At 38.5% G+C, this 22,282-nt stretch carries 18 protein-coding genes; 6 read left to right on the top strand and 12 right to left on the bottom strand.

Annotated features, from left to right (window positions below; all coding sequences use genetic code 11):
• Positions 1-145: 145 nt before the first annotated feature.
• The 3 genes from CFK40_RS05045 to CFK40_RS05035 are packed head-to-tail and all read left to right on the top strand — an operon-like array spanning position 146 to position 3,810.
• Complete coding sequence (locus CFK40_RS05045) at positions 146-1,312, top strand: NAD(P)/FAD-dependent oxidoreductase (protein ID WP_089531155.1); 1,167 nt, start codon at positions 146-148, stop codon at positions 1,310-1,312.
• A gap of 23 nt (positions 1,313-1,335) precedes the next feature.
• Positions 1,336-2,292: an ornithine cyclodeaminase family protein gene (locus tag CFK40_RS05040; protein WP_089531153.1), complete on the top strand. Its 957-nt coding sequence runs from the start codon at positions 1,336-1,338 to the stop codon at positions 2,290-2,292.
• Positions 2,293-2,349: 57 nt separating this feature from the next.
• Positions 2,350-3,810 carry a sodium/proline symporter gene (locus tag CFK40_RS05035; protein ID WP_089531151.1) on the top strand — a complete coding sequence of 487 codons (1,461 nt, stop codon included), beginning with the start codon at positions 2,350-2,352 and terminating at the stop codon, positions 3,808-3,810.
• Positions 3,811-3,966: 156 nt separating this feature from the next.
• On the opposite strand, the gene CFK40_RS05030 is transcribed toward CFK40_RS05035, so the two are convergent.
• The 3 genes from CFK40_RS05030 to CFK40_RS05025 all read right to left on the bottom strand — a co-directional run bounded on the left by CFK40_RS05030 (position 3,967) and on the right by CFK40_RS05025 (position 6,826).
• A complete protein-coding gene (locus CFK40_RS05030; RefSeq protein WP_089531149.1) occupies positions 3,967-5,073 on the bottom strand; it encodes a hypothetical protein in 1,107 nt (368 codons plus the stop codon).
• 114 nt (positions 5,074-5,187) lie between these two features.
• Positions 5,188-5,322 (bottom strand): hypothetical protein, encoded by a 135-nt coding sequence (locus tag CFK40_RS21475; protein ID WP_264371392.1) that lies wholly within the window; start codon positions 5,320-5,322, stop codon positions 5,188-5,190.
• A gap of 79 nt (positions 5,323-5,401) precedes the next feature.
• Positions 5,402-6,826, bottom strand: a complete 1,425-nt coding sequence (locus CFK40_RS05025) for a YfcC family protein (RefSeq protein WP_089531147.1) — start codon at positions 6,824-6,826, stop codon at positions 5,402-5,404.
• Positions 6,827-7,024: 198 nt separating this feature from the next.
• Between CFK40_RS05025 and CFK40_RS05020 the strand changes: the two genes are divergently transcribed.
• From CFK40_RS05020 to CFK40_RS05010, 3 genes are all read left to right on the top strand, one after another.
• Positions 7,025-7,861, top strand: a complete 837-nt coding sequence (locus CFK40_RS05020) for a MurR/RpiR family transcriptional regulator (protein ID WP_089531145.1) — start codon at positions 7,025-7,027, stop codon at positions 7,859-7,861.
• A gap of 28 nt (positions 7,862-7,889) precedes the next feature.
• Positions 7,890-9,014: a M20 peptidase aminoacylase family protein gene (locus CFK40_RS05015; RefSeq protein ID WP_089531143.1), complete on the top strand. Its 1,125-nt coding sequence runs from the start codon at positions 7,890-7,892 to the stop codon at positions 9,012-9,014.
• A gap of 395 nt (positions 9,015-9,409) precedes the next feature.
• A complete protein-coding gene (locus CFK40_RS05010; protein WP_227001866.1) occupies positions 9,410-10,447 on the top strand; it encodes a C45 family autoproteolytic acyltransferase/hydrolase in 1,038 nt (345 codons plus the stop codon).
• A 220-nt stretch (positions 10,448-10,667) separates the two neighbouring features.
• Here CFK40_RS05010 and CFK40_RS05005 read toward each other — a convergent pair whose 3' ends face one another.
• The 9 genes from CFK40_RS05005 to CFK40_RS04965 form a co-directional block, all read right to left on the bottom strand.
• Positions 10,668-11,000 (bottom strand): YflT domain-containing protein, encoded by a 333-nt coding sequence (locus CFK40_RS05005; protein ID WP_089531141.1) that lies wholly within the window; start codon positions 10,998-11,000, stop codon positions 10,668-10,670.
• A gap of 110 nt (positions 11,001-11,110) precedes the next feature.
• On the bottom strand, positions 11,111-11,794 hold the full coding sequence (locus tag CFK40_RS05000) for a uracil-DNA glycosylase (RefSeq protein WP_089531139.1): 684 nt from the start codon (positions 11,792-11,794) through the stop codon (positions 11,111-11,113).
• A gap of 293 nt (positions 11,795-12,087) precedes the next feature.
• A complete protein-coding gene (locus CFK40_RS04995; RefSeq protein ID WP_089531137.1) occupies positions 12,088-13,518 on the bottom strand; it encodes an amino acid permease in 1,431 nt (476 codons plus the stop codon).
• Positions 13,519-13,578: 60 nt separating this feature from the next.
• On the bottom strand, positions 13,579-14,667 hold the full coding sequence (locus CFK40_RS04990) for an aromatic ring-hydroxylating oxygenase subunit alpha (RefSeq protein ID WP_089531135.1): 1,089 nt from the start codon (positions 14,665-14,667) through the stop codon (positions 13,579-13,581).
• 520 nt (positions 14,668-15,187) lie between these two features.
• Positions 15,188-16,093: a DMT family transporter gene (locus CFK40_RS04985; protein WP_089531133.1), complete on the bottom strand. Its 906-nt coding sequence runs from the start codon at positions 16,091-16,093 to the stop codon at positions 15,188-15,190.
• 174 nt (positions 16,094-16,267) lie between these two features.
• Positions 16,268-17,788 (bottom strand): sodium/proline symporter PutP, encoded by a 1,521-nt coding sequence (gene putP, locus CFK40_RS04980; protein WP_089531131.1) that lies wholly within the window; start codon positions 17,786-17,788, stop codon positions 16,268-16,270.
• A gap of 940 nt (positions 17,789-18,728) precedes the next feature.
• The gene (gene pdxA, locus CFK40_RS04975) at positions 18,729-19,724 is read right to left on the bottom strand and encodes a 4-hydroxythreonine-4-phosphate dehydrogenase PdxA (protein ID WP_089531129.1); all 996 of its coding nucleotides are present in this window, start codon (positions 19,722-19,724) and stop codon (positions 18,729-18,731) included.
• Positions 19,717-21,018, bottom strand: a complete 1,302-nt coding sequence (locus CFK40_RS04970; RefSeq protein ID WP_089531127.1) for a four-carbon acid sugar kinase family protein — start codon at positions 21,016-21,018, stop codon at positions 19,717-19,719. Before CFK40_RS04970 ends, pdxA begins: the two co-directional genes overlap by 8 nt.
• A 50-nt stretch (positions 21,019-21,068) precedes the next feature.
• On the bottom strand, positions 21,069-22,052 hold the full coding sequence (locus tag CFK40_RS04965) for a 2-keto-3-deoxygluconate permease (RefSeq protein WP_089531125.1): 984 nt from the start codon (positions 22,050-22,052) through the stop codon (positions 21,069-21,071).
• Between the last annotated feature and the right edge of the window lie 230 nt (positions 22,053-22,282).

Below are 22,282 nucleotides of genomic sequence, written 5' to 3'. Positions count from 1 at the left end.
TCCCACCTTTTTCTGCTTTATATATTATCACAATTTTTATAATTATAAAATTAATAATATTTTTGTACAAAGTGCCCATAGACTTAAGTAACGACTGTACGTTTAAATATAATTTAAGAGACACTTAACTAATGAGGTGGTATGAATGGAAAAGAAAACAGATCTTATCATTGTAGGTGGCAGTGTCATAGGTTCAAGCGTGGCTTATCATTTACTAAAAGACGGCTATACTGGTGAAATTACTGTTTTTGAAAAAGATCATTTATATGAATTTTCCTCAACTCCGAGAAGTGCTGGTGGAATCAGGCAGCTATTCACCACAGCAATCAACATTCAAATTAGTCGTTATAGTCTACAACACTATAAAACATTTCCTGAAGATATGGCCATCGATGGCGAAAAGGCTGAAATAGATTTTAAACAACGAGGGTATTTATTTCTTGCAAAAGATGAAAACCTTGATCAGTTGCAAAAGCAATCTCAATTACAGCGTCAGTATGGTGTTCCATCTGAATTACTATCACCCCAAGAGTTACTCACCATTATACCTGAGTTAAATATAGCTGATTTGCAAGGCGGGTTGTATTGTGCGGAAGATGGATATCTTGATCCCTATTCCGTCATGCAAGGATATGTTAAAAAAGCAAAACAACTTGGTGCTACATATATCTATGAAACAGTAGAAACGGTATTAAAAAATGAACAAGACGTATCCGGCGTGGAGTTAACCAATGGGGATACGTATCATGCACCAATCGTAATTAATTGTGCTGGTCCTTGGGCTCCTTTATTAAGTGAGAAAATAAACTGCCCAATCCCTGTAGTGCCATTAAAAAGGCAAATTATCCAGTTTGATATTGCCGAACCCTTGACTTATGACCTACCATTAACCGTTGATCCAACTGGTGTGTACTTTCGCCATGAGGGAAAAAGCTTAATTGCAGGATTTTCCGAAAAAGTTAAACCAGGAATTGACTTTAGATGGTCACGTGATTTTTTCATGGAGCAATTATGGCCGGTTCTTGGTAATCGAATCGATAATTTTTTACAAGCAAAAATTGCAAGTGGATGGGCCGGATTGTATAGTCATAATACGGTGGACCAAAATGCAATTATTGGCGAACATCCAAATCTCGCCGGCTATTATTTAGCTTCGGGTTTCAGTGGACATGGCATGCAGCAGGCACCTGCAGTTGGGAAAGGTCTATCTGAATTAATTCGTACTGGTAACTATCAAACGTTAGACCTGTCACCGCTTCGATTCGAACGATTTGCAGAAAAGGAATTGCTTATTGAAGGAGCCATTGTCTAACAAAAATAGAAAAGGATGATTACATGTTATATTTGAATAAAGATGACATTCTAACGGCTGTAACGATGAAGGATGTGATCGATGCAGTTGATACAGCTTATGAAGTCTATCAATCTAAACAATTCCAAATGCCTACGCGTTTACAAGTAAAAGATGATGATCATACATTATTACTTATGCCGTGTATGACAAATGATGCAATTGGCACGAAATTGGTAACATCATTCCCACATAATAAGAACCATCCTGTATTACACGGTTTAGTTATTTTAAACAGTCAAGAAAATGGCGAGATAATGGCTTTAATTGATGGATCATTTATAACCGGTTTTCGAACAGGTGCCATCGGAGGCTCCGCAATCCGCCATCTTGCTAAGGAAGACACATCAAAAATTGCGATAATCGGAACAGGCGTCCAAGGCCTATATCAAGCAGTTGCAGCGTGTACGGAACGATCGATTACAGATATTTATCTTTATAATCGCACGCCCGAAAAAGTCCCTTCGTTCATAGATTCACTTCAACAATGGATTGGTCATACTATTCAAATTCATGCGATGGATTCAGTTGAAGAAGCTATCACCCATGCAGAAGTAATCATTACCGCAACCACTTCTAAAGATCCAGTACTTCCAGATAATCCCGAATTACTAGCAGCGAAATTAATTATCGGCATTGGTTCCTTTCAACCAACTATGCGAGAGTTTCCTAAAGTGTTGTACCAATTAGCAGATCATATTTTTATTGATACAGAAGATGCACTAGCAGAATCAGGCGACATTGCCACACCACTTGAGAATAATTGGATAAGGCGTGAAACTATCCAAACGATGGCTAGTTTCCTCACGTCCAAACAGCAAATTCAAGGCGGTAAAACGGTCGTATTTAAATCAACAGGGATGGCATTATTTGATGTAGTCGTAACTAACTTAATCTATCAAAGAGCAATGGAAAAGGGGGTTGGTCAGAACCTAACTTAAAAAGGTAAGTTAGGTTCGTAAATTTGGAAGCGTTTACAATGATAAAGGGGGATTACAATGACTATTATTCTTGTTGAGTTTGTCTTGTATTGTATCGTTATTTTACTAATCGGCTATCATTTCAGTAAAAATAGTAAAACGCATTCTGACTTTCTGTTAGGCGGAAAAAAATTACCTGGCTGGGCATTAGCCTTTTCCGAACGAGCAACAGGCGAATCGGCTTGGTTACTATTAGGGTATACAGGTTTTGTGTTTACAACTGGATTAGCTTCGTTTTGGGTTGCAGCGGGGATTGGTTCAGGGATCATATTTGCCTGGTTAGTCCTTGCGAAAAAGTTTATGAGAGAAACAGACAAATATAACGTCCTGACACTTCCTGATTATTTAGCTGTTCGTTTTGGACAAAAAGCCAATGTAATTCGCTGGTTAACCAGTATTTTAATTGCAGGTTTTCTCATGTTTTATGTCGGTGCACAAATGGCTGGTGCAGGAAAAATGCTTTTCACAACATTTGGCATGTCGACTACTACAGGTATAATTTTAGCTACAATTGTTATAATCGTTATTGCCTTTGCAGGCGGATTTATTTCAGTTGTTTGGACAGATATGATTCAAAGTATTATGATGTTAATAACCTTAGTCGCATTGCCAATTGCCGCATTAATCTATATTAATACAAATGACTTGTCTATTAGTCAGTCACTTGCCGATGTGGGCGGTTCCTTTAATAGCTGGTTCGGTGGTCTGACAGGATTTGCGCTTGGTGTATTATTCTTCAACAACTTTTCCTGGTTCTTCGGCTTTTTAGGTGGGCAACCACAGCTTAGCGCTCGTTTCATGGCACTTAAAAATGATAAAGAAGCTAATCAAGGAAGCATGGTCGCAATTATTTGGACATTTTTAGCTTACGGTGGAGCATTTTTGATAGGTTTATGCGCGATTGCCATGTATAGTCAAGGATCATTTGCAGATGTTGAAATTATTCTACCAACAATGATTCTCGATCTATTTCCTACTTGGATTGCAGGTATTCTTCTTGCAGGAGTATTGGCAGCAATCATCACAACCGCCGATTCACAGCTAATGGTTGTAACAAGTTCTGTTAGTGAAGATATTATTCATAAAGCAATGGGAATTGAATTAACGGAAAAACAATTAATTTGGATCTCTCGAATTTCAGTTGTAGTTTTCGGCATCGTTGGTATGGTAATCGCACTAGTTTCCGATTCACTATTGTATCTGGTTGTAAGTTGGGCCTGGGCTGGTGTCGGTTGTACCCTATCGCCTGCTATTTTAATGACCTTTTTCTGGAATAAGTACTCAAGTGCAGGCGTTGTTGCGACCATTCTTGCCGGACTACTTTCTACCATACTATGGATCAGCACACCTCTTGAAGGGATCATTACATCTAAATTTACAACATTCTTCATCGCAGCCTTTTTCGGTATTGTATTTAGTCTGCTAATGCCTGATAAAAGTCAAAAGGCAGAAACTGATATGACGGAAAAAGCGTTGTAGGCACGAGGTAGCTCGCACCATATGAAGAACCCGAATAAGGCGCATTGCCTTGTTCGGGTTCTTCTTTGCGAAATAGTGGGCAATGGTTGTTATAACGCCACGACGGTCGATATATTCTATTGTTTGGAAAAATACAGAAGTGACCGGCGCCTAGTACTATTGATAATTCACAATAGCAGGAGCTGGATCAAGATTCAACACTTGTTTAGGGGAAAGTAGTGGTTTATCCTTTTCATAAAATAATTTAAACCCACCATACTGAATCGGCTGTTGCTGTACCAGTTTCCCGTAAGCACTCATTTTTATTGCCGAATCTCCAAAACCGTCATAGTTCAATGCCACTTCTACATTACTTGTCGGTTTTATTTTATCTTTATTTGTGACAATGCCGTTGCCGAATTGATGGACAACTACCAATTTATCAGGCAGATTGTTCTTCTCCACCATCTTATCCATATACTCAACTGCTTTCTGGATACTGGCTCCATCCACTTGTCCCAAGTCTTCTCCAGGAACTTCGCCTTCATCAACACTATATTCCGTATCGATTGCCAAATGAACATACGGCAACTTTAGGTAAGGTTCAATCTTTTTTAAGCCTTCCATGACAGAAGCCTGTCCCAACTGAATGTCCAGAAGCAATAAAGCATTATTTTCCTTTGCAAGCTTTGCGTAACGATCGATCACCTCTTTTGATGGTCCAGAAATGTATAAGCCTTCAGGTCCTGGTGTGCGTTGCGCTATCGTTGCTATTAATTCAATTGTCGGAACAGCAGGGCGTTCGGGATCAACCTTTGAATAGGCTGCTGCTTGTTCTTTCAATTTTTTCATCATTTCCTCTGGAGGATATTCTCCTAGAATCCCCATATTTTCCGATTTCGGTGTTCCATAAAAAGCTACCAATCTATTATTTTTTAATGGTCCATCGCTCAAATCCTTCTTCCCCTTCAACAACGTTTGTCCAAGCGGAACGATTCTTGTACGATCACCACCATGCGCTTCAGCGGAAGGCATCTGCTTTTTTTCTTCGGACGAATACTTTTCATCCAAAGGGGTTGTATTTTTTGATGGTTGAATTGGTTTAAAGGGTTTAGCAGGTGGATCTTCCTTCTCCTCACCCTTGTTATTGTCTTTTGATGCGTGATCTTTAGCTGAATTGTCATTCTGTGAATCGTCTTCAACAGTTGAATTCGTTGCATTACTGCATGCAGCAAGTATTGTTAAGCTGATAATGACGGACAGGATGAATACACGTTTGAGCACTATTTTTTCACTTCCTTTTGCGATTAACTTATATGTAATAGAATGCTTCTCTGAAAATGTACCCCTGGTTTGTTATTTTAAAACGCGAATCATTAGTTTAAATAATCCATCAATCTATGGATTCACCGCTCCCCAACTAATCGCTTCATCCTCAATTTTTTTTATTAATTGATTGGCTTTGGAAAAAGGCTTACTGCCAAAGAAACCACGATGGGCAGACACTAATAAAGCCGTTAGCTCTAATGACAATGCATGCCCATTAGCTCTAACAGCTTTTACATCTTAACGGTATAATTCAACGAAAAACCGGGAAGTGACATGCACCGCCCTAGTAATTAGGTCCCCAACCAATAATCACGCCAATGGCAAGGAATATCATAGATAGTACATACCATAAACCGATTAAAGGCATCATAAACTTAACCCATTTCGTCCATGGAACCCCGCCAATTGCCAAACAAGCCAACAGCACACCAGAAGCTGGCGTAATACTATTCATAAACCCGTCAGATAACTGATAAGCGGTAACTGCAACTTGTCTCGGTATTTCCATGATGTCCGCGAGCGGTGTTAAGATTGGCATCATAACTACTGCGTTTCCACTACCGGAGGATACAACTAGTGCGAAAAGCGAATTTCCAATAAACATTGCGATAGCACCAAAAACGGACGAGAAAGGTTCCATTGCAACTGCCAGCCAATGAACGATTGTATCCAAAATCATCCCATTCTGCAGAACAAGTACGATTGCTCTTGCTAGTCCGATAATTAAAGCCCCGTAAACAAGGTTTTTGGCACCAGCCATGAATTCTTTCACTACAAAGTTTGGAGACATTTTTGCAATAATACCAGTTCCAACCGAGATAATTAGAAAAATGGCTGCCATGTGGTTAAGTGACCATCCAAATTGTAGTGCCCCAACAATATAAAATATGATGGCTAAACTTACAAATAGTAAGATAAGTTTATGCTTTCCAGTAAATTCTAATTGTACATCTTCTTTAACTTTTTCGTCTCCTTTTGGAAATCTATTCACTCCCATAAGACTTTTTGAAGGGTCGTTTTTAATCCTTTTGATATACCAAAGAATATAGCTTATCGTAACGGTAAAAATGACAACTGTCATAATTGATCTGAATATAATACCAGAGTATAAAGGAAGCCCAGCAATATCTTGTGCAATAAGCACGGTAAAAGGACTCATAAATGACGTGTTAAATCCGACATATGCTGTTAGTTTGATAATCGCAACACCAGCTATAGCATCTAAATCTAGCGCCTTTGCTAGTATGATCCCAATAGGAATAAATGCAATAACCGCATTCGATATTGCCCCGGTAAGTCCGCCAATGGCAAGTAAAATTCCAACAAAAAGGATGAGTAAATATTCTCGGTTCTTTGTTTTATCCACTGCCTTCATAATAGAAGCATTAATCGCTCCAGTTGATTCTATAACTGCAAATGTTCCACCAATAATTAATACTAAGAAAATGATACCCGCCGTTTCGACTAAGCCATTTTGAATAAATAGAAAGAAATCGAGAATTCCAGTTGGATTACCAGCTACAGCATGAAAGCTATCTGGTATGACGACCGTTATATCCCCTTGCTTCTCTCTATCAAACGCGCCTGATGGTAAGAAATAGGTCGATATCGCGGCTAGTAGCATAATAAATAACATAATGATATAGGCATCTGGCATTTCCATCTTACTCTTTTTCCGAAGATCAGTAGAATTATTCTTTATAGACATATCGTATGCGCCTCCTTTTTTTAGTTAAGTGACTTTTATGTGAAAATCCTCCCTTCAACTAGATGCTTTCCAATAATCTCTTTGTTTTCAAAAGAATAATTATTGTGAAAATGAATAGGTTATGATAGATTATAATAAAGTATTTCTTTTAAATCAATAGTTTTTTGAAATTTATCCTTTATTTTTAGGAGGACGCTTGTGGATGATTTATACAAAAAAGTAGAACTGGCGTATGATAATCTTTCAAAAGGATTAAAAAAAGTAGCCAACTATTTACTTGAGGAACCAACTGCATTTGCAGCAAACCCTGCAAAAAAAGTTGGGGAATCGCTTGGAGTAAGTGAAACAATGATAACTCGTTTTTGTCATACGCTAGGATATAGTGGCTACAGCCAACTTCAAAAAGAGGTACGCGATTATGTTTTTAATCAGAAACGAACCTTTGATGATTATTCGTTATCGAAAGAAGAGGATAAAACACACCCTTTCCATGAACAAGTTATGTTGCACGACCAGTTTAACATTCAAACGACTTCTAAGAACATAAGTGAAGAAATATTTAATGAAGCAACAAAGCATTTAGTAGATGCAGATCAAGTACTTATTTCGGGACTGCGTTATACGTTTTCGATGGCCCACTGGTTAACCTATGCACTTCAATCAATAGGCATCAATGCAAGGTTATATCGTCCTGATTTAGACGCTCACCTTGAATTCGGATCACCAAAACATGTATTGATCGTTTTTTCGTTTCACGCTTACTCAATTGAAACGTTAATGCTTGCTGAAGAGGCTAAACGACGCGGTTGGGTTATAATTGGTATTACGGATTCCAGAATAGCACCTATTTCCGATTATGCTGATATCTTGATTCCCGTCTACTTTTCAAAAAGAAACCGTTCAGAAACAGCACCAATTGTGTTTTCATTTATGAATGCGCTTGTTTCAGGAATATCACTTCAAGAACCAGAACGAACCAGACAAAATAAAATAAAAATGGAAGAAAAGCGACTAAAGCAAACATTTAAATTGTAATCATATCAATAAAGGAGATCTAATTATTATGGAAAAAAATACGATTGAAACTAAGGTAATGGAAATTTTTGAACACCTACACACGCATCCTGAAATAAGTTGGAAAGAGATAGAAACGACAAAATACATTGAAAATATCTTAAAGGAGAACGGCTGTCGTGTACGTACGTTTACTGATTGTACAGGTGTAATTGGAGAAATCGGAAATGGTAAACCAGTTGTGGCTATCCGTGCAGATTTGGATGCACTCTGGCAAGAAGTGAATGGGGAATTCCAAGCAAATCATTCCTGTGGGCACGATTCTCATATGACAATGGTACTTGGAGTCCTTTTATCTATTAAAGAAATGGGTGAAATCCCAAATGGAACCATTCGTTTTATCTTTCAACCAGCCGAAGAAAAGGGTACTGGTGCACTAAAAATGATTGAAGAAAACGTTGTTGATGACGTAGATTATTTATACGGCGTCCACTTGCGCCCTGTTCAGGAAGTAGAAAATGGCATGGCAACCCCCGCACTCTTACATGGGGCAGCAAGACATATAACGGGAGTAATTCAAGGTGAGGATACCCATGGGGCACGACCTCATCTCGGTGTGAACGCAATTGAAGTAGGAACAGAATTAGTTCAAAAGTTAAATCATATTCATATAGACCCGTTAATTCCGCATTCCGTAAAATTCACTAAATTTCTCGCTGGCGGTGAAAGTTCGAATATTATACCAGGAAATGCAAGCTTTAGTATTGATATGCGGGCACAAACCAATGAAATGATTGAGAAATTGACTACTTCTGTTCAAGAAGCTGTTCAATCCGTTTCTGATTATTATCATGTACCTATTAATTTATCCATTGAATCAATGATGGCATCAGCAATCGTGGATCCTCAAGCACAAGAATTTATGGCCGAATCGATAACGAAAGTATTGGGTAAAGAAAACTTAGTGGACCCTTTGATCACAACTGGTAGTGAAGACTTTCACTTTTACACATTGAAAAAGAACCACATAAAAGCATCCGTTCTTGGATTAGGTTGTGATTTGAAACCAGGTTTACATCACCCGAATATGTCATTTGACCATAAAATGTTAATACCAGGTGTAGAAATTCTAACAAACACAGTTTTGAAAACACTAGAGCATCTGACTAAATAAATGGGACAAAGGGGACAGGTTCATCGTCCCAGGAAATAGGACAGGTTTGAGGCCACTGAAAAAGCGGTGGATTTTAAAAATTTAACTTTTTACCTTAACTTTAGCATCTCGAATATACGGAGACTCCTCGAAAAAGAAAAGCACTTTTTCTTCGTGCGATGCCTTTTCAGGGGAGCATTCCTTATCCTGCGGGAAGTAAGAGATCGGCGAGACCCCGCAGGACGGCAGTCCGAGGAGGCTCGACACTCGCCCGCGGAAAGCGCAGTATATTCGAAGATGCGATGGTAGATTCTCATATTTTGTATTACATTTAACTTTTTCAGTAGCCCCAGACAGGTTCATCGTCCGAAACGGATACTGTCCCCTCAAACAGGCACAATTGGAGGCGTTTGTTTATGAATAAAAAAAGCGAAAAACACATTCTAGAATTAAGTGGATCATCCTATCAAATAGGATTTACACACGGTGAAAACGCAAAAGAGAAGGTTCATCGTACATTAGAAACGTATGAAAGAATGTTTCATCAAAAAGCTGCAATGTCATGGAAGGATTCCAAAGAAAAAGGATTACTACACTTACAGGCAATTGAAACATACAATTCAAATTACCTAGAGGAAATGGAAGGTCTAGCTAAAGGTGCTGGCGTAAGCTTTGAAGATATTTTAGCAATTAATGCAAGAAGCGAAATCGCACTAATAACTGCACCTGACGGATGTACTTCTTTTGCATTAACCAAACCAAAATCATCAAAAACGTGGCTGGCTCAGAATTGGGATTGGAAAGGTTCCCAACTAGACGCCCTTGTTCAACTGAATATTGAACAGGCAGGATTACCTTCCATACAAATGGTCACCGAAGCTGGCATCATCGGAAAAATAGGTAGTAACAGCGCGGGGCTTGGCGTATGCCTAAATGCACTAGTAACGGATACATGGCAGCCCAAAGTCCCAATTCATCTAGGGCTCAGGGCTGTACTCGAATCGTCTTCATTAAAAGAAGCAATTTCAAAAGTAGATAATAATCAAATGGCATCAGCCGCCCATTTCTTAATTGCGTCTAAGTCAGAAGAAGCGATTGGAATGGAAGTTTCGCCTGTATACACTGGAAAAATAACTTCCGATCGCGGGATAGTAACCCACACCAATCACATTTGTTCTGCAGGTCTGAAAGAGAGAATCGTTGAAGAAGCACTTTCTAACTCTTTTACTCGTCTTACAACAATTAATAGTCTCTTAGACCAACTAGACGGTAAAAATAGTACAAAGGGTGATCTATTTCAGATTCTTTCTAATCATGATCATTTTCCTGATTCAATTTGCCGTCATAGTCTGCCAAAGCAATCTGAGCGTGAAGAAATTGATACCGTATTTAGTATTGTGATGGATTTAACGGATGGTGAGTTGGAATGGGTTGAGGGGAGACCTTGTGAGTAAATATAAAAGTACCTGTCACTCGAAACTATACAGAATTGTTTCGGGTGACAGGTACCTGCTTTCATGAAAAGGGTATATAACCTATTACATCGAATTGTTTTTTTATGCCACACTGATGCCAAAGAGTTGTGTCAATGACCAGAGTTGACTTTGGAACACATCAAGCAGCTATCAGAACCGATACACTACCCGAATCTGCTGGTTTCTATAATAATTTTTACTACTTATTAGGATTTTTATTAATTAACAAAATTTTGCCATGATCTAATTTCTCTTCCAATTCATTTGCTTCATCCTGAGTAAATCCGAGCTCTTCAAATTTCACCCGTAGCTCGTCCCCTTTTTTGCGAAAAATATTTCCTACAGCGTTGCCGATTCCTTCTTCATTGATACCGACTTTGTTGGCTTCTACCTTATCTGCAACTCTGTCCGTACGGTCGGAATCATGAGAGATCACATATAAGTCATCTTTTTCCACACCTTGTGCAGATAGGATTTTCACTTCGGACATTAATTGAGTATCATCTTGAAATTCTTTTACTACTGGTTTCACTATAATCTCCTCCTTAAAATTAGCTATTTCTTATAGATAAAGGTAATCGTCTACCCTTGCCTCTTGGTGTTTATTTTCCCCTTCCATTAATTAATAAACATTTATTTACTTCAATCTCCCTTCACCGCTCCCCAGTGAATACCGTCATATCCAATTTGTTTTAGTAATTGATTGGTTTTGGAAAAAGGCTTGCTACCAAAGAAACCCCGATGCGCGGACAGAGGACTCGGGTGCGGAGCCTTAATCAAATAATGTTTATCTGTATCAATTAGTGCTTCTTTGTTTTGTGCAGCACGCCCCCACAGAATGTAAACAACAGGCGTATCCTTTTCATTCAATAATGTAATTACCCGATCTGTGAATTTCTCCCATCCCATTCCTTGATGAGAGTGGGCTTGTCCTTTTCTCACAGTCATCACTGTATTCAGCAATAACACACCCTGGTTCGCCCAACCAGCTAGGTAACCATCTTCAGGCATAGGACAACCAACGTCATCTTTCATTTCTCGGAAAATATTTTTTAGAGATGGTGGTACAGCTACACCTGGTTTCACAGAAAAACTCAACCCGTGAGCCTGATCCGGACCATGGTAGGGATCTTGTCCAAGCATAACCACCTTTACGTTATGGAAAGGGGTGAAATGAAGTGCATTGAAAATATCATCCATTTGCGGATACACGGTATGTTTATTATATTCGTCTTTCAAAAATGCACGTAATTCCACGTAATACGGTTTCTTAAATTCCTCATTCAACAACGGCTTCCAATCATTTTCCAAAATCTGTTTCGACATTTGCATATCTCCTTTCGAAAAAATTCATCCGGAATTAGCAGGCCATAAATCCGTAACATACTGAACGCCCGAATTCATCGCGCTGTCTCCTTTAGTTTATCAACCGCAGTAAACTCTGTGAAGGTATACCACAATGATCTTTCAAGTGGATTTTAGGTACGTGGAATTTGACCCTTACAAAAAAAAGCTACTAGGTCTAATGGCAATAAATAATGCACATTAGCCCTGGTAGCTTTTATTCAGAGTTCCACCAAACAAAACAATCCTAACTAGCTTTTGTATTTCCAATTCCCTTATCCCTGTTTTTTAATTAATTCATCAAGCTGGTCATTAGAAGGCCTAACGTTTTTCCCTTTTCGTGTATACCTAATATAATAGTAGAGATAACATAACCCTATGAAACTAAAACCAAGAAACAGTGATACTCGTTGGGTAGGGTCAAATGCGGTGAAAATAAATAGAAACAAACAAATAACCATACAAAGTATCGGGGTAAATGGGAATAAACGAACCCGATATTCCAAATCTTTTACTTTCCCACCAGCCCTAACAAATTGTTTACGAAATCTATACTGAGAAAAAGCAATTGCCATCCAGGTTATTGTGCCTCCGATACCACTAACAGAAAGTAGTAATACAAATAATGTAGACTCAGCAATGATACTAGTTAGCAAAGACAGGAGGGCAAAACCCAATGTAACTAGTAAAGCATATATTGGAATACCATGCTTGTTTAGTTTTCCAAAGGCAGGATGTGCCTTTCCCTCATTAGAAAGGGAATAAAGAATTCTAGTACAAGCGTATAAACCTGTATTTCCTACAGAGAGAATAGCAGTTAGTATGATAAAGTTCATAATATCTGCTGCATAAGGAATGCCAATTAAATCTAATACCGTTACAAAAGGACTTTCGAGGACACCGGCCTGATCCCACGGTACAATTGCTGACAAAACAAATACAGCCAATATATAAAACACCAGTACCCGAAACACAATTGCCCGAATTGCCCTAGGTATATTTTTTCCTGGGTCTTCCGTTTCTCCCGCTGCAACCCCCATAATTTCAGATCCTTGGAATGCATAAATTACAGTCATCATTACAATAAATACTCCGGTTACTCCTGTAGGGAAGATACCATCATTGGTTATATTAGATAGGTATGGTGTTGCTGCTCCGTCCATAGTTATTACCCCAAAAACTGCACAAAAGCCAATTCCAATGAATAAAAGAACTGCTAAGATCTTTATCCCCGCAAACCAAAATTCAGTTTCAGCAAAGTTTTTCGTGTTTAAGGAATTAATCGCAAAAAGAAGTACAATAAATAATGCACACCAAATCCATACAGGTACATCGGGGAACCATCTCCCCATTATTAGTCCTGCAGCAATAAACTCCAGACCCACATAAAGGGCCCAGCTCAACCAATACACCCAACCAATGACAAATCCCGTCGCAGGACCAATAAATTTCGAAGCATGAGCCTGAAAAGAACCTGAAACCGGCATGATAACTGATAATTCGCCAAGACATACCATTGCTAAGTACATAAGTAAGCCACCAACAAGGTAGGCCAAAATTGCACCAAGTGGTCCTGCTTCACCAATCGCAAACCCTGAGCCTAAAAATAAACCTGTACCGATTACACCCCCAAGTGAAATCATAAATAAGTGTCTACTCTTCATCTGACGTTTTAATTGAGGAGGGTTCTCTTCATTAGTACTCATAAGTTCACACCATCTTCCTTTAAATTTAGTAAACTCTGGATGGTTTTAACGTCTTCGTTGTCAACTTAATGATTTCCCCTTCTCTAATGGGAGAATGTTTTCTAGGTTATTTTGCATCAATAAATGAAAATGATGAACACAGTTTTCGGTAAGTGAAAACCTTCCTTGTTTATATACACCCGTTTCCAACCCTTTTTGAACAATCTCACAAATATCCTTATCTTCTTGGCGAACATCTTCATCAACAGCCATTAATTCTTCTTCTTCTTTAGTAGTAGTTTCTTTCATAAAAAATGTTGTATAGACGTACTTTGTTGTTTTATGATCTATCGGGATTGACTGATGAATAGATACATTCGGTGATCCGGGATCAAAAGAGAACCACATATTAGGATACAACCAATAATACCTTCCGCCTTCACCTAATTCAAAATCACCAGTAATTCCATTTAAAGGGGTGCTTTGATAAGAAAAACGGTCATAAATCTCTTCGTGGTACTGATTCATATCTACCTTAGAAGTGAGTGATTTATGAACGAGCGGACAATGATCGCATTCTAAATAATTGTCAATGCCTACTTTCCAATTAGAATGGCAAACCGTTTCTTTCACACGTGCCTTGTTAAACTGATCTAAATTAAAACGTTTCACATGATCGAATAACCCCTTAAATACTGTAGACATTGGTTCTGCATGAGGATCTAAATTAACAAATATAAATGACTCAAAAATTTCTAATCTAACGTCATTTAGACAAAAGTCCCCCTTATTAAAATTATCGACACCTTTCATATTTGGAGCTCGGTTCAGCGATCCATCTAATCGGTATGACCATGCATGATAGGGACAGATTAGTACTGGTTTATTTCCTTCACCCTCTACTAACTTTGCAGCTCTATGGGAACATACATTATAAAAGGAGCGAATTTCCCCATCGTTACCTACAGTTACGAAAACCGATTTCCCTGCTATTTCGGTTGTTTTGTAATCCCCAGCGTTTTTAAATTCACTTACATGTCCTACATATTGCCAGGATTTACTGAAAAGCTCCTTTTTTTCAACCTCTAACACTTCCGGGTCTGTATAAAGCCATGATGGTAACGTGTGTGCCTCACTAAGATTATTACTTACCCTTACTTCGTCTCTCATTTTATAATCCTCCCTCTTTCTATTTTTAAATGAATTATGAAAAAAGATTTAATCAATAGAACTTACTTCCCCATTATCCAACCCTACCGCTGGATAAGAATTTATAAGTTTTTAATCATTTAAAAATACACCCCCCGCATTTCATTATGTGAAACACCATTTCACTAATACGACGACAGAAATCTTTTATAAAATTTTAATTGGTAAATGAATAGCTTCACCTCTTCCTATGTAAGCGTTACCATTTTACACTACAAGTGGGAAAGTTAGGTTCAATATTAATTAATAGTTATCTTTCAAATATATCTGTAGCTACCAAAATTTTTATGTTTTCTGAAATTAAAATAAATTATAAAGCCTATACTTGTAGAAGTCAAATACTTTTTAAATCTAAATTTACCTTTAGCCTGTTTCAATGGCGGGACAATGGGGGACAAAGGGACAGGAGTTCGGATAAAAAGTATCATATTCATTTATGGGACAATAAACCTGTCCCCATGCAGCATGCGCTTAGCACTCCTTACACTCCTCTCCCCCTCCTCTTAGAAACCACATACTCCACTGCACCAGTTCCAACAAACACACCGCTCAAAATTAACATAAATCCAATCACATGATTCATCGTAATGACCTCATTTAAAAAGATAGATGCTCCAGCAATCGCAAAAAGTGTGTTCAGATTAATAAAAATTGCCGCTTCAGCTGGCCCTACCTTTTTAATGGCGTAGTTATAAGTCATATGTCCAAACGCTGATGCTAAAACTGCGCTGAATAAAAAGACTGATCCCAGCTTCCAATCAAACAAATAAGTAATCTCCTGAATTCCAGATCCAAAAGCCTGACTCAACAAAAAGATGAAAATCGCTCCAAGTACAAGCATGTACCCGGTCGCCAGCCGTGGGTCAAATGTCGGCTTCAGTTTACTAATCAATACGAAACTAAATCCTTGCACGACAACGCCCAAAAATATGATAAGATCACCTAACGAGACAGCCGACAGCCCATCAGCACCGGTCAGGGTCGTCACAACAATACCTATAAAACCAAGAATGAAGCCAGAGACCCTTATCCACGTAACACGCTGACGCAAAATCATCACAGCCATCATCATTGTAACGAGTGGCATCATCCCCAAAATTAACGCCGCGTTTATACCGGTTGTCATCTCTATACCAACTGCGACTAGCGAATGATGTAAAATAACATTAAAAACAGCTATGTAAAAAATGATAAGCCACTCATGCTTGAGAGGTAACCTGAATATCCCCATCACAGAACAAATCACCAAAACAACAATCCCTGCCACCATGATTCGAAACGACGTCAGCAACATCGGGTCAACTGCATCAACCAGAACCTTTAATGCCGATACATTTAGACCCCACATCAACATAACCAATAACAAAAGAATGTAAATCTTAACCATAGATCCGCTCACCCAGTTTCCTTATGATTCTTCTACTCTACAATAATCTCAGTAGTCTGTCATTACTAGAAAGCTAACCGACAAAAATCGACAAAAAATAGGAGGTGACAGGCACTACCACCAACCAAAAAAGCCCTTCCCGAAAACCGAGAAGGACTTTTCTATACCTAGAACCTACATTCTACTAATTGTCTCATCGTACTCTGCTTCAATTTCAGCAGATGGTTTTTCACCTAAATTACTTACTACTACGGCAACAATTAAGTTGAGTAAGAAAGCAGGGACGATTTCATAAAGATCAAAGATTCCTCCTGATAGGAATCCTCCCCATACAATAACAGTTATAGCACCAACAATAATACCGGCTAAAGCACCATTTCTTGTAGTACCTTTCCAGAATAGCGCTAAAAGAATAGTTGGACCAAAAGCACCACCGAAACCTGCCCATGCATAACTAACTAGTTCTAATACTGAGCTTTCTGGGTTTGTTGCAAGAAGTGTAGCAATTAATGCAATAATACCAACGGCTGCGCGGCCTACCCATACTAATTCACGTTCAGATGCATTTTTACGTAGGATTGCTTTATAGAAATCCTCCGCTACTGCAGAAGATGATACTAGTAATTGAGAATCAATTGTACTCATGATGGCAGACAGAATAGCTGCTAATAAAATACCTGCGATGATTGGATCAAACAAGATTTGTGAAAATGCAATAAAGACTTTTTCTGGATCGGCCAGCATTTGGACACCAGCATCATTCGTTATTACATTAGCACCAAGTTGAGATAATAAGGCAGCGTCTTGTGTGCTAATAAAAGCAAGACCCGCAATACCTACAAATATTGCTCCATATAATCCTAGAATCATCCAAGTCATACCAATGAAACGTGCTTTTGGTACATCTTTAGGTGAACGTAAAGCCATAAAACGAACTAGAATATGAGGCTGACCAAAGTAACCCAGTCCCCATGCTAAGGAAGATAGAATACCGATTGTACCAACACCAGCCACCATGTTTAAATGTCCTGGTGAGATATTACCTACTGCGTCAATAGTTGCATCCCAACCACCAACGACAGAAATAGCTCGAATTGGGACAACAATTAGTGCCACGAACATTAGAATACCTTGGATAAAGTCTGTCCAACTTACAGCAAGGAATCCACCTAAGAATGTATAGGATACGATAACTATTGCGCCGATCCAAAGTGCCTGATCGTATGATAGACCAAATGACGCTTCAAATAGCTTTGCGCCACCAACCATGCCTGATGATGTATAAAAAGTGAAGAATATCAAGGTTACAATTGCGGAAATGACACGTAATAAATGAGATGTATCGCGGAAACGATTTTCTAAAAAGTCCGGAATCGTAATTGAGTCATTAGAAACTTCAGTATAAATTCTTAAACGCTTAGCAACAAATTGCCAATTTAAGTAGGCACCGATTGCAAGCCCCACTGCAAGCCAAGCTCCTCCCATACCGGAAGCATAAACAGCACCTGGTAAACCTAGTAGTAACCAACTGCTCATATCTGATGCCCCAGCACTTAATGCCGCAACACCTGGCCCTAGCTTTCTTCCTCCAAGAACATAATCTGATAAATTATTCGTTAAACGATATGCAAAAAATCCAATAGCTAGCATACCCAGTAAATAAACTATAAATGTTATCAACGTGGCTGTATCCATATTTTACTTTTCTCTCCTCTCAGTAAATAAAGTGATGGTAGATAAAATTAGTAATATTGGCATCGGTACAAATAGCCAAAACCAAGTAGCACCCGACAATGCAAAGTCTTCCATAAGATCCCCCCTTTTTACGGTATTGTATGAATCCACAAAGTAATAGAATGATAGAATATACATTGTCGAATCATACAACATTTATTACTATAACATAACTAGAATTTTTAAACAATTCTACCTATTTTCAGTGGGACTTTATTACCAATTTATTGACTGCATAACAACTGGATGAAACCTCTTTATGCTTTTATATTTGCTTTAGCGATTAACTATTTTATCATTGCGAACCTACTTTTATTGAGCTTTCAAACCACGAAAACTTAACTTTTCAATATACCTGCTTTCCTAACTAATCTGGGACAAATTTTCCTGTCCACCTGTCCCGCATTTAATATCAATATCATGTTTGAATACATCCGCAAATTAAACTTCAATTATATTTTCAATTCCTAGTCCTTATGGGGATGCTTTGAATCTGTTCCATCACTCAATATTTATGAGTTGAGCCGTCCAGAAAACCGACCGCATGTATTGATTGATTCGTATTACTGGAACGGAAAGAAAAAGGTTAGAACAGAACAAGTGGAAAGGGCTATACTGAAAACCAAGTATGGTAAGTCACTCGATTCCGTTTCGTTTCAGGAAATAGTAGAATCTTATCATGTTGGTATCTAAAATTGGATTCTCCTTAGACAAAAATAAGAAAATACCGGGATGGTATAGGAAGAAAAATTAATTTTCATTAATAGACACAACCCAACAAAAAAAGCTGCTAGTTCTAGTGGCAATAATTTATACCCACTAGTTCTAACAGCCTTTAATTTCAATACTACTTTTCGACAAAATTCGACGAAAAGTGGGAAGTGACAGGCACCAAAACAATCTACCTCCCAGGCGCCAACTCAATCGCTTGTCTCAATGCTTCTAACATACTTCTTTCATCTACTACACCTTTACCAGCAATATCAAAGGCAGTACCATGATCAACACTTGTCCGAATTATCGGCAAACCAACTGTTATATTCACTCCGGCTTCCAGTCCCAAAACCTTAATTGGTCCGTGACCTTGATCATGATACATAGCAACCACGATATCAAAGTCACCACGTTGTGCCCGGAAAAATAACGTGTCTGCAGGAAGTGGGCCTTCAACATTTATTCCTTCTTTCGTTGCACGCTCAATAGCTGGGATGATTTTTTCTTCCTCTTCTCCGTAACCAAATAACCCATTTTCACCGGCGTGAGGATTAATTCCACATACACCAATCTTTGGCTGTTCAATCCCAGAATTCGTAAGCGTTTCATGCGCTAATCGAATGACATTATAAACACGTTCTGGCTCAATCATGTTAATTGCATCAATAATACCAACATGTGTAGTTACATGAATTACCTTTAATTTAGGTGAAGACAACATCATAGAAAAGTCTTTTGTGTCCGTCAGCTCAGCCAAAATCTCTGTATGACCTGGATAAATATGACCACCTTTATGCAATGCTTCCTTGTTCAATGGCGCTGTACAAATTGCATCAATTCGACCATTATTCGCAAGTTCAATGGCAGTTCGCAAGTATTCAAATGCAGCATGCCCAGCCTCTGAAGAAACCTGTCCAAACGGAAGGTCTTCAGGAAGTAAGTTCATATCATAACAAGCTATTTCCCCATATGTTGTTGTGAACTCAGAATTGTTACCTAGTACCTTAATTGTTACATCAATCTCTAAAATATCTGCAGCGCGTTCTAACATTTTTGAATCACCTATTACAATAGGACGCGATTGTTCATATACATGTTTGCTTTGCAGACCTTTTACAATAATCTCTGGCCCTACTCCTGATGCGTCGCCCATCGTAATACCAACAATTGGCTTTTTACTCATTATCATGAACTCCCTTCAATTCCTGCATGGCATTATAAATCGACTCTTCTTTTCCGAATGCCCCTGCTTTTGTTACGACTATATATTCCCTATCCGCACCGATTAATGTACCTAATGGAATTCCCGCTTCAACTTGCTTAATTAAACGGAACCCTATTCCTCCTAAATGACGCGATGTATCTTTTGCCGTATCGCCACCTGTCAGTACCAATCCCGTCAGATCTGTGTTTGTTTCTGTTACGGTTGCCACGATTTCACCAATAGCCGTAGAAATACGTTCACCTATTTGGTTAACTGTTAAACCAAGGCTTTTTCCTGATTGCTTCACTTGTTCTCTAACGTCTTGATTAGAAGGAACATACAAAACAATATCATTCCCTTTTTCTAATCCTTCAAGAATAGCTTTAATAACGTCCTGACGAAGCGTTTTCCAATCATCCTCAAAAACCTTTAGTGTACCCAATTCTACAGCTGTTACTTTTGGTTGTCTCGTCACATATTTCACTTGATTCTGGGTTACCTGTGATAAACTTCCACAAACCGTCATGACCCGACTAGATTTAGAAAATGAGCGTTTATCCGTCTTTTGACTAATCTCCAAAACTTCTGGAAGCACCTCTGCTAAACCAGCCGATCCGGCCCAAACAACATTATCTGAAACGGCAGCCATTTTTTGCGCGGCTTTTTGTAAATCTTCCTGTGTTTCCGCATCACAAACAATGTAGTTTATATCATTTTCCCTAAAGTTATTAATTTTTTCTTGAAAAACAGATAAGCTTCCTTCAACATCTACTTTTTTCACTAATCCAACCGTTTGTCCGATTTCCTTTTCGACTATAGCTGGGATAAACGATTCAGTAACTGGATGCTTCGGATCTTTGGATATTTCTGTTTCTGCTATTTTTTCTCCGTTGACATAATGAAAGCCATCTTTCGTCGTTCTCCCAAGTGGAGGAAAAGCAGGAGCGATAAATACAAATTCCGGTTTAAAAACATCATAAAGGGCGTGCAACTCGGTTCCAATGTGTCCCCTCAAAGTTGAATCCATCTTTTTATAAATAGTTAAATAGCCTGCTTGTTTTAAGAATTGACCCGCCTGCTTTGTCACAGAAGCTGCGTCTTCTTTAGACAGCGCACGTGAATTAGTATCTATGACAATCCCACTATCAACGTTATCTTGATCTTGCGGGATATCAAACAGAACAGAGGTGTTAATACCTTTTTCTGTAAGCTGAACCCCACTATCATTTGCTCCAGTTAAATCGTCTGCGATAATTCCTATAAGTTGTTTCATGTTGATTCCTCATTTATTAACAAATTTATATAAGGTGCATTCTTTTAAAGCTATTCAACTACATAGTCATCTGGAATTTTTACACCTTTTTTCTCTAGGCGTTTAACCAGAAATGCTATATATATCGGTAGCAAAATAGCTGTTGTCACTGTAGATGCAGCTACTTGTACTGTAGCCAGATCAACATGAGAAGCAAAGCTTGCACTTGCAACGGCAATTGCTGCTGGGGTTGCTACTGCGTTCCCTGCTGTAGAACCTTCAGCAGCTCCTGCAATCGGATTCCATTTAAATGCTTTAAATACAAAATAACCTGCTGTACCAGTTAAAAATACGGTAGCTAAACCAAGAATAATACCAGTTAATCCACCTTCAATAATGGCACCAAAGTCAATTCCCATACCTAATGCAAAGGCAAAGAATGGTATTAACATGGAACTTCCTTTATCTAAGAATGCTCTCATTTCCTCATCTAAGTTACCTAATACCATACCAACAATAATCGGTAATAACACGGCGACAAATGAAACGAAAGAAAACAACCCATCAACAAAGCCCATAGCGCCGAAAATAGATAAAGCTACCATCGTAAAGAATGGACCATCATTTAACGCCAGCAACGAGTACGCCGCGCGGTCTGTTTTATCACCATACTGACCAACAAGCGCTACATACAAGCCCCCATTACTATTGGTCATAGCAGCAATAATTGCAATTGGCGCTAGGCCTAACCATAGACCATCATTTCCAGCAAACATGTAGGCAATTAGACCAATAGATGCACCTACTACCCATTTCGTTGTTAACAATGTTGCACCTTTACCAAGGCTAACCCCTACATTACGAAAATTAATTTGTGCTCCTGTACATAATAAAAATAGTGCAATTAACGTGTTTGCCCCATCTACAAATAATGCCTGTGTAAAGTTTCCAATCCGAAGTAAATCAGGTGCAATCGTATTCAGTGTTGCAGCAAGCAACAACGGCACCACCATCATACCACCTGGAATTCGTTCTAATGTCGCTTTGATCTTCATTTTTATCCCCCTCGTTATAATAACGTTTAAAAATTAAACATAAATTAAAAAGTAAAGCGTTTTCACATATAATATTAAAATATATTGATAAAAAATGCAACATATTTCGCGCTTTTTTATAAAAACAATTTCAATTCTATTTAAACTTCCTTATAAGTGTTGCATTTTGAAACAAAAAAGAGAACCCTACTCAGGATCCTCTAAAAAGACTGTTACTATTACGTTAATCT

The organism is Virgibacillus necropolis (genome assembly GCF_002224365.1).
Classification (GTDB): domain Bacteria; phylum Bacillota; class Bacilli; order Bacillales; family Amphibacillaceae; genus Virgibacillus_F; species Virgibacillus_F necropolis.
This window is presented reverse-complemented; position numbering and strand designations above follow the sequence as displayed.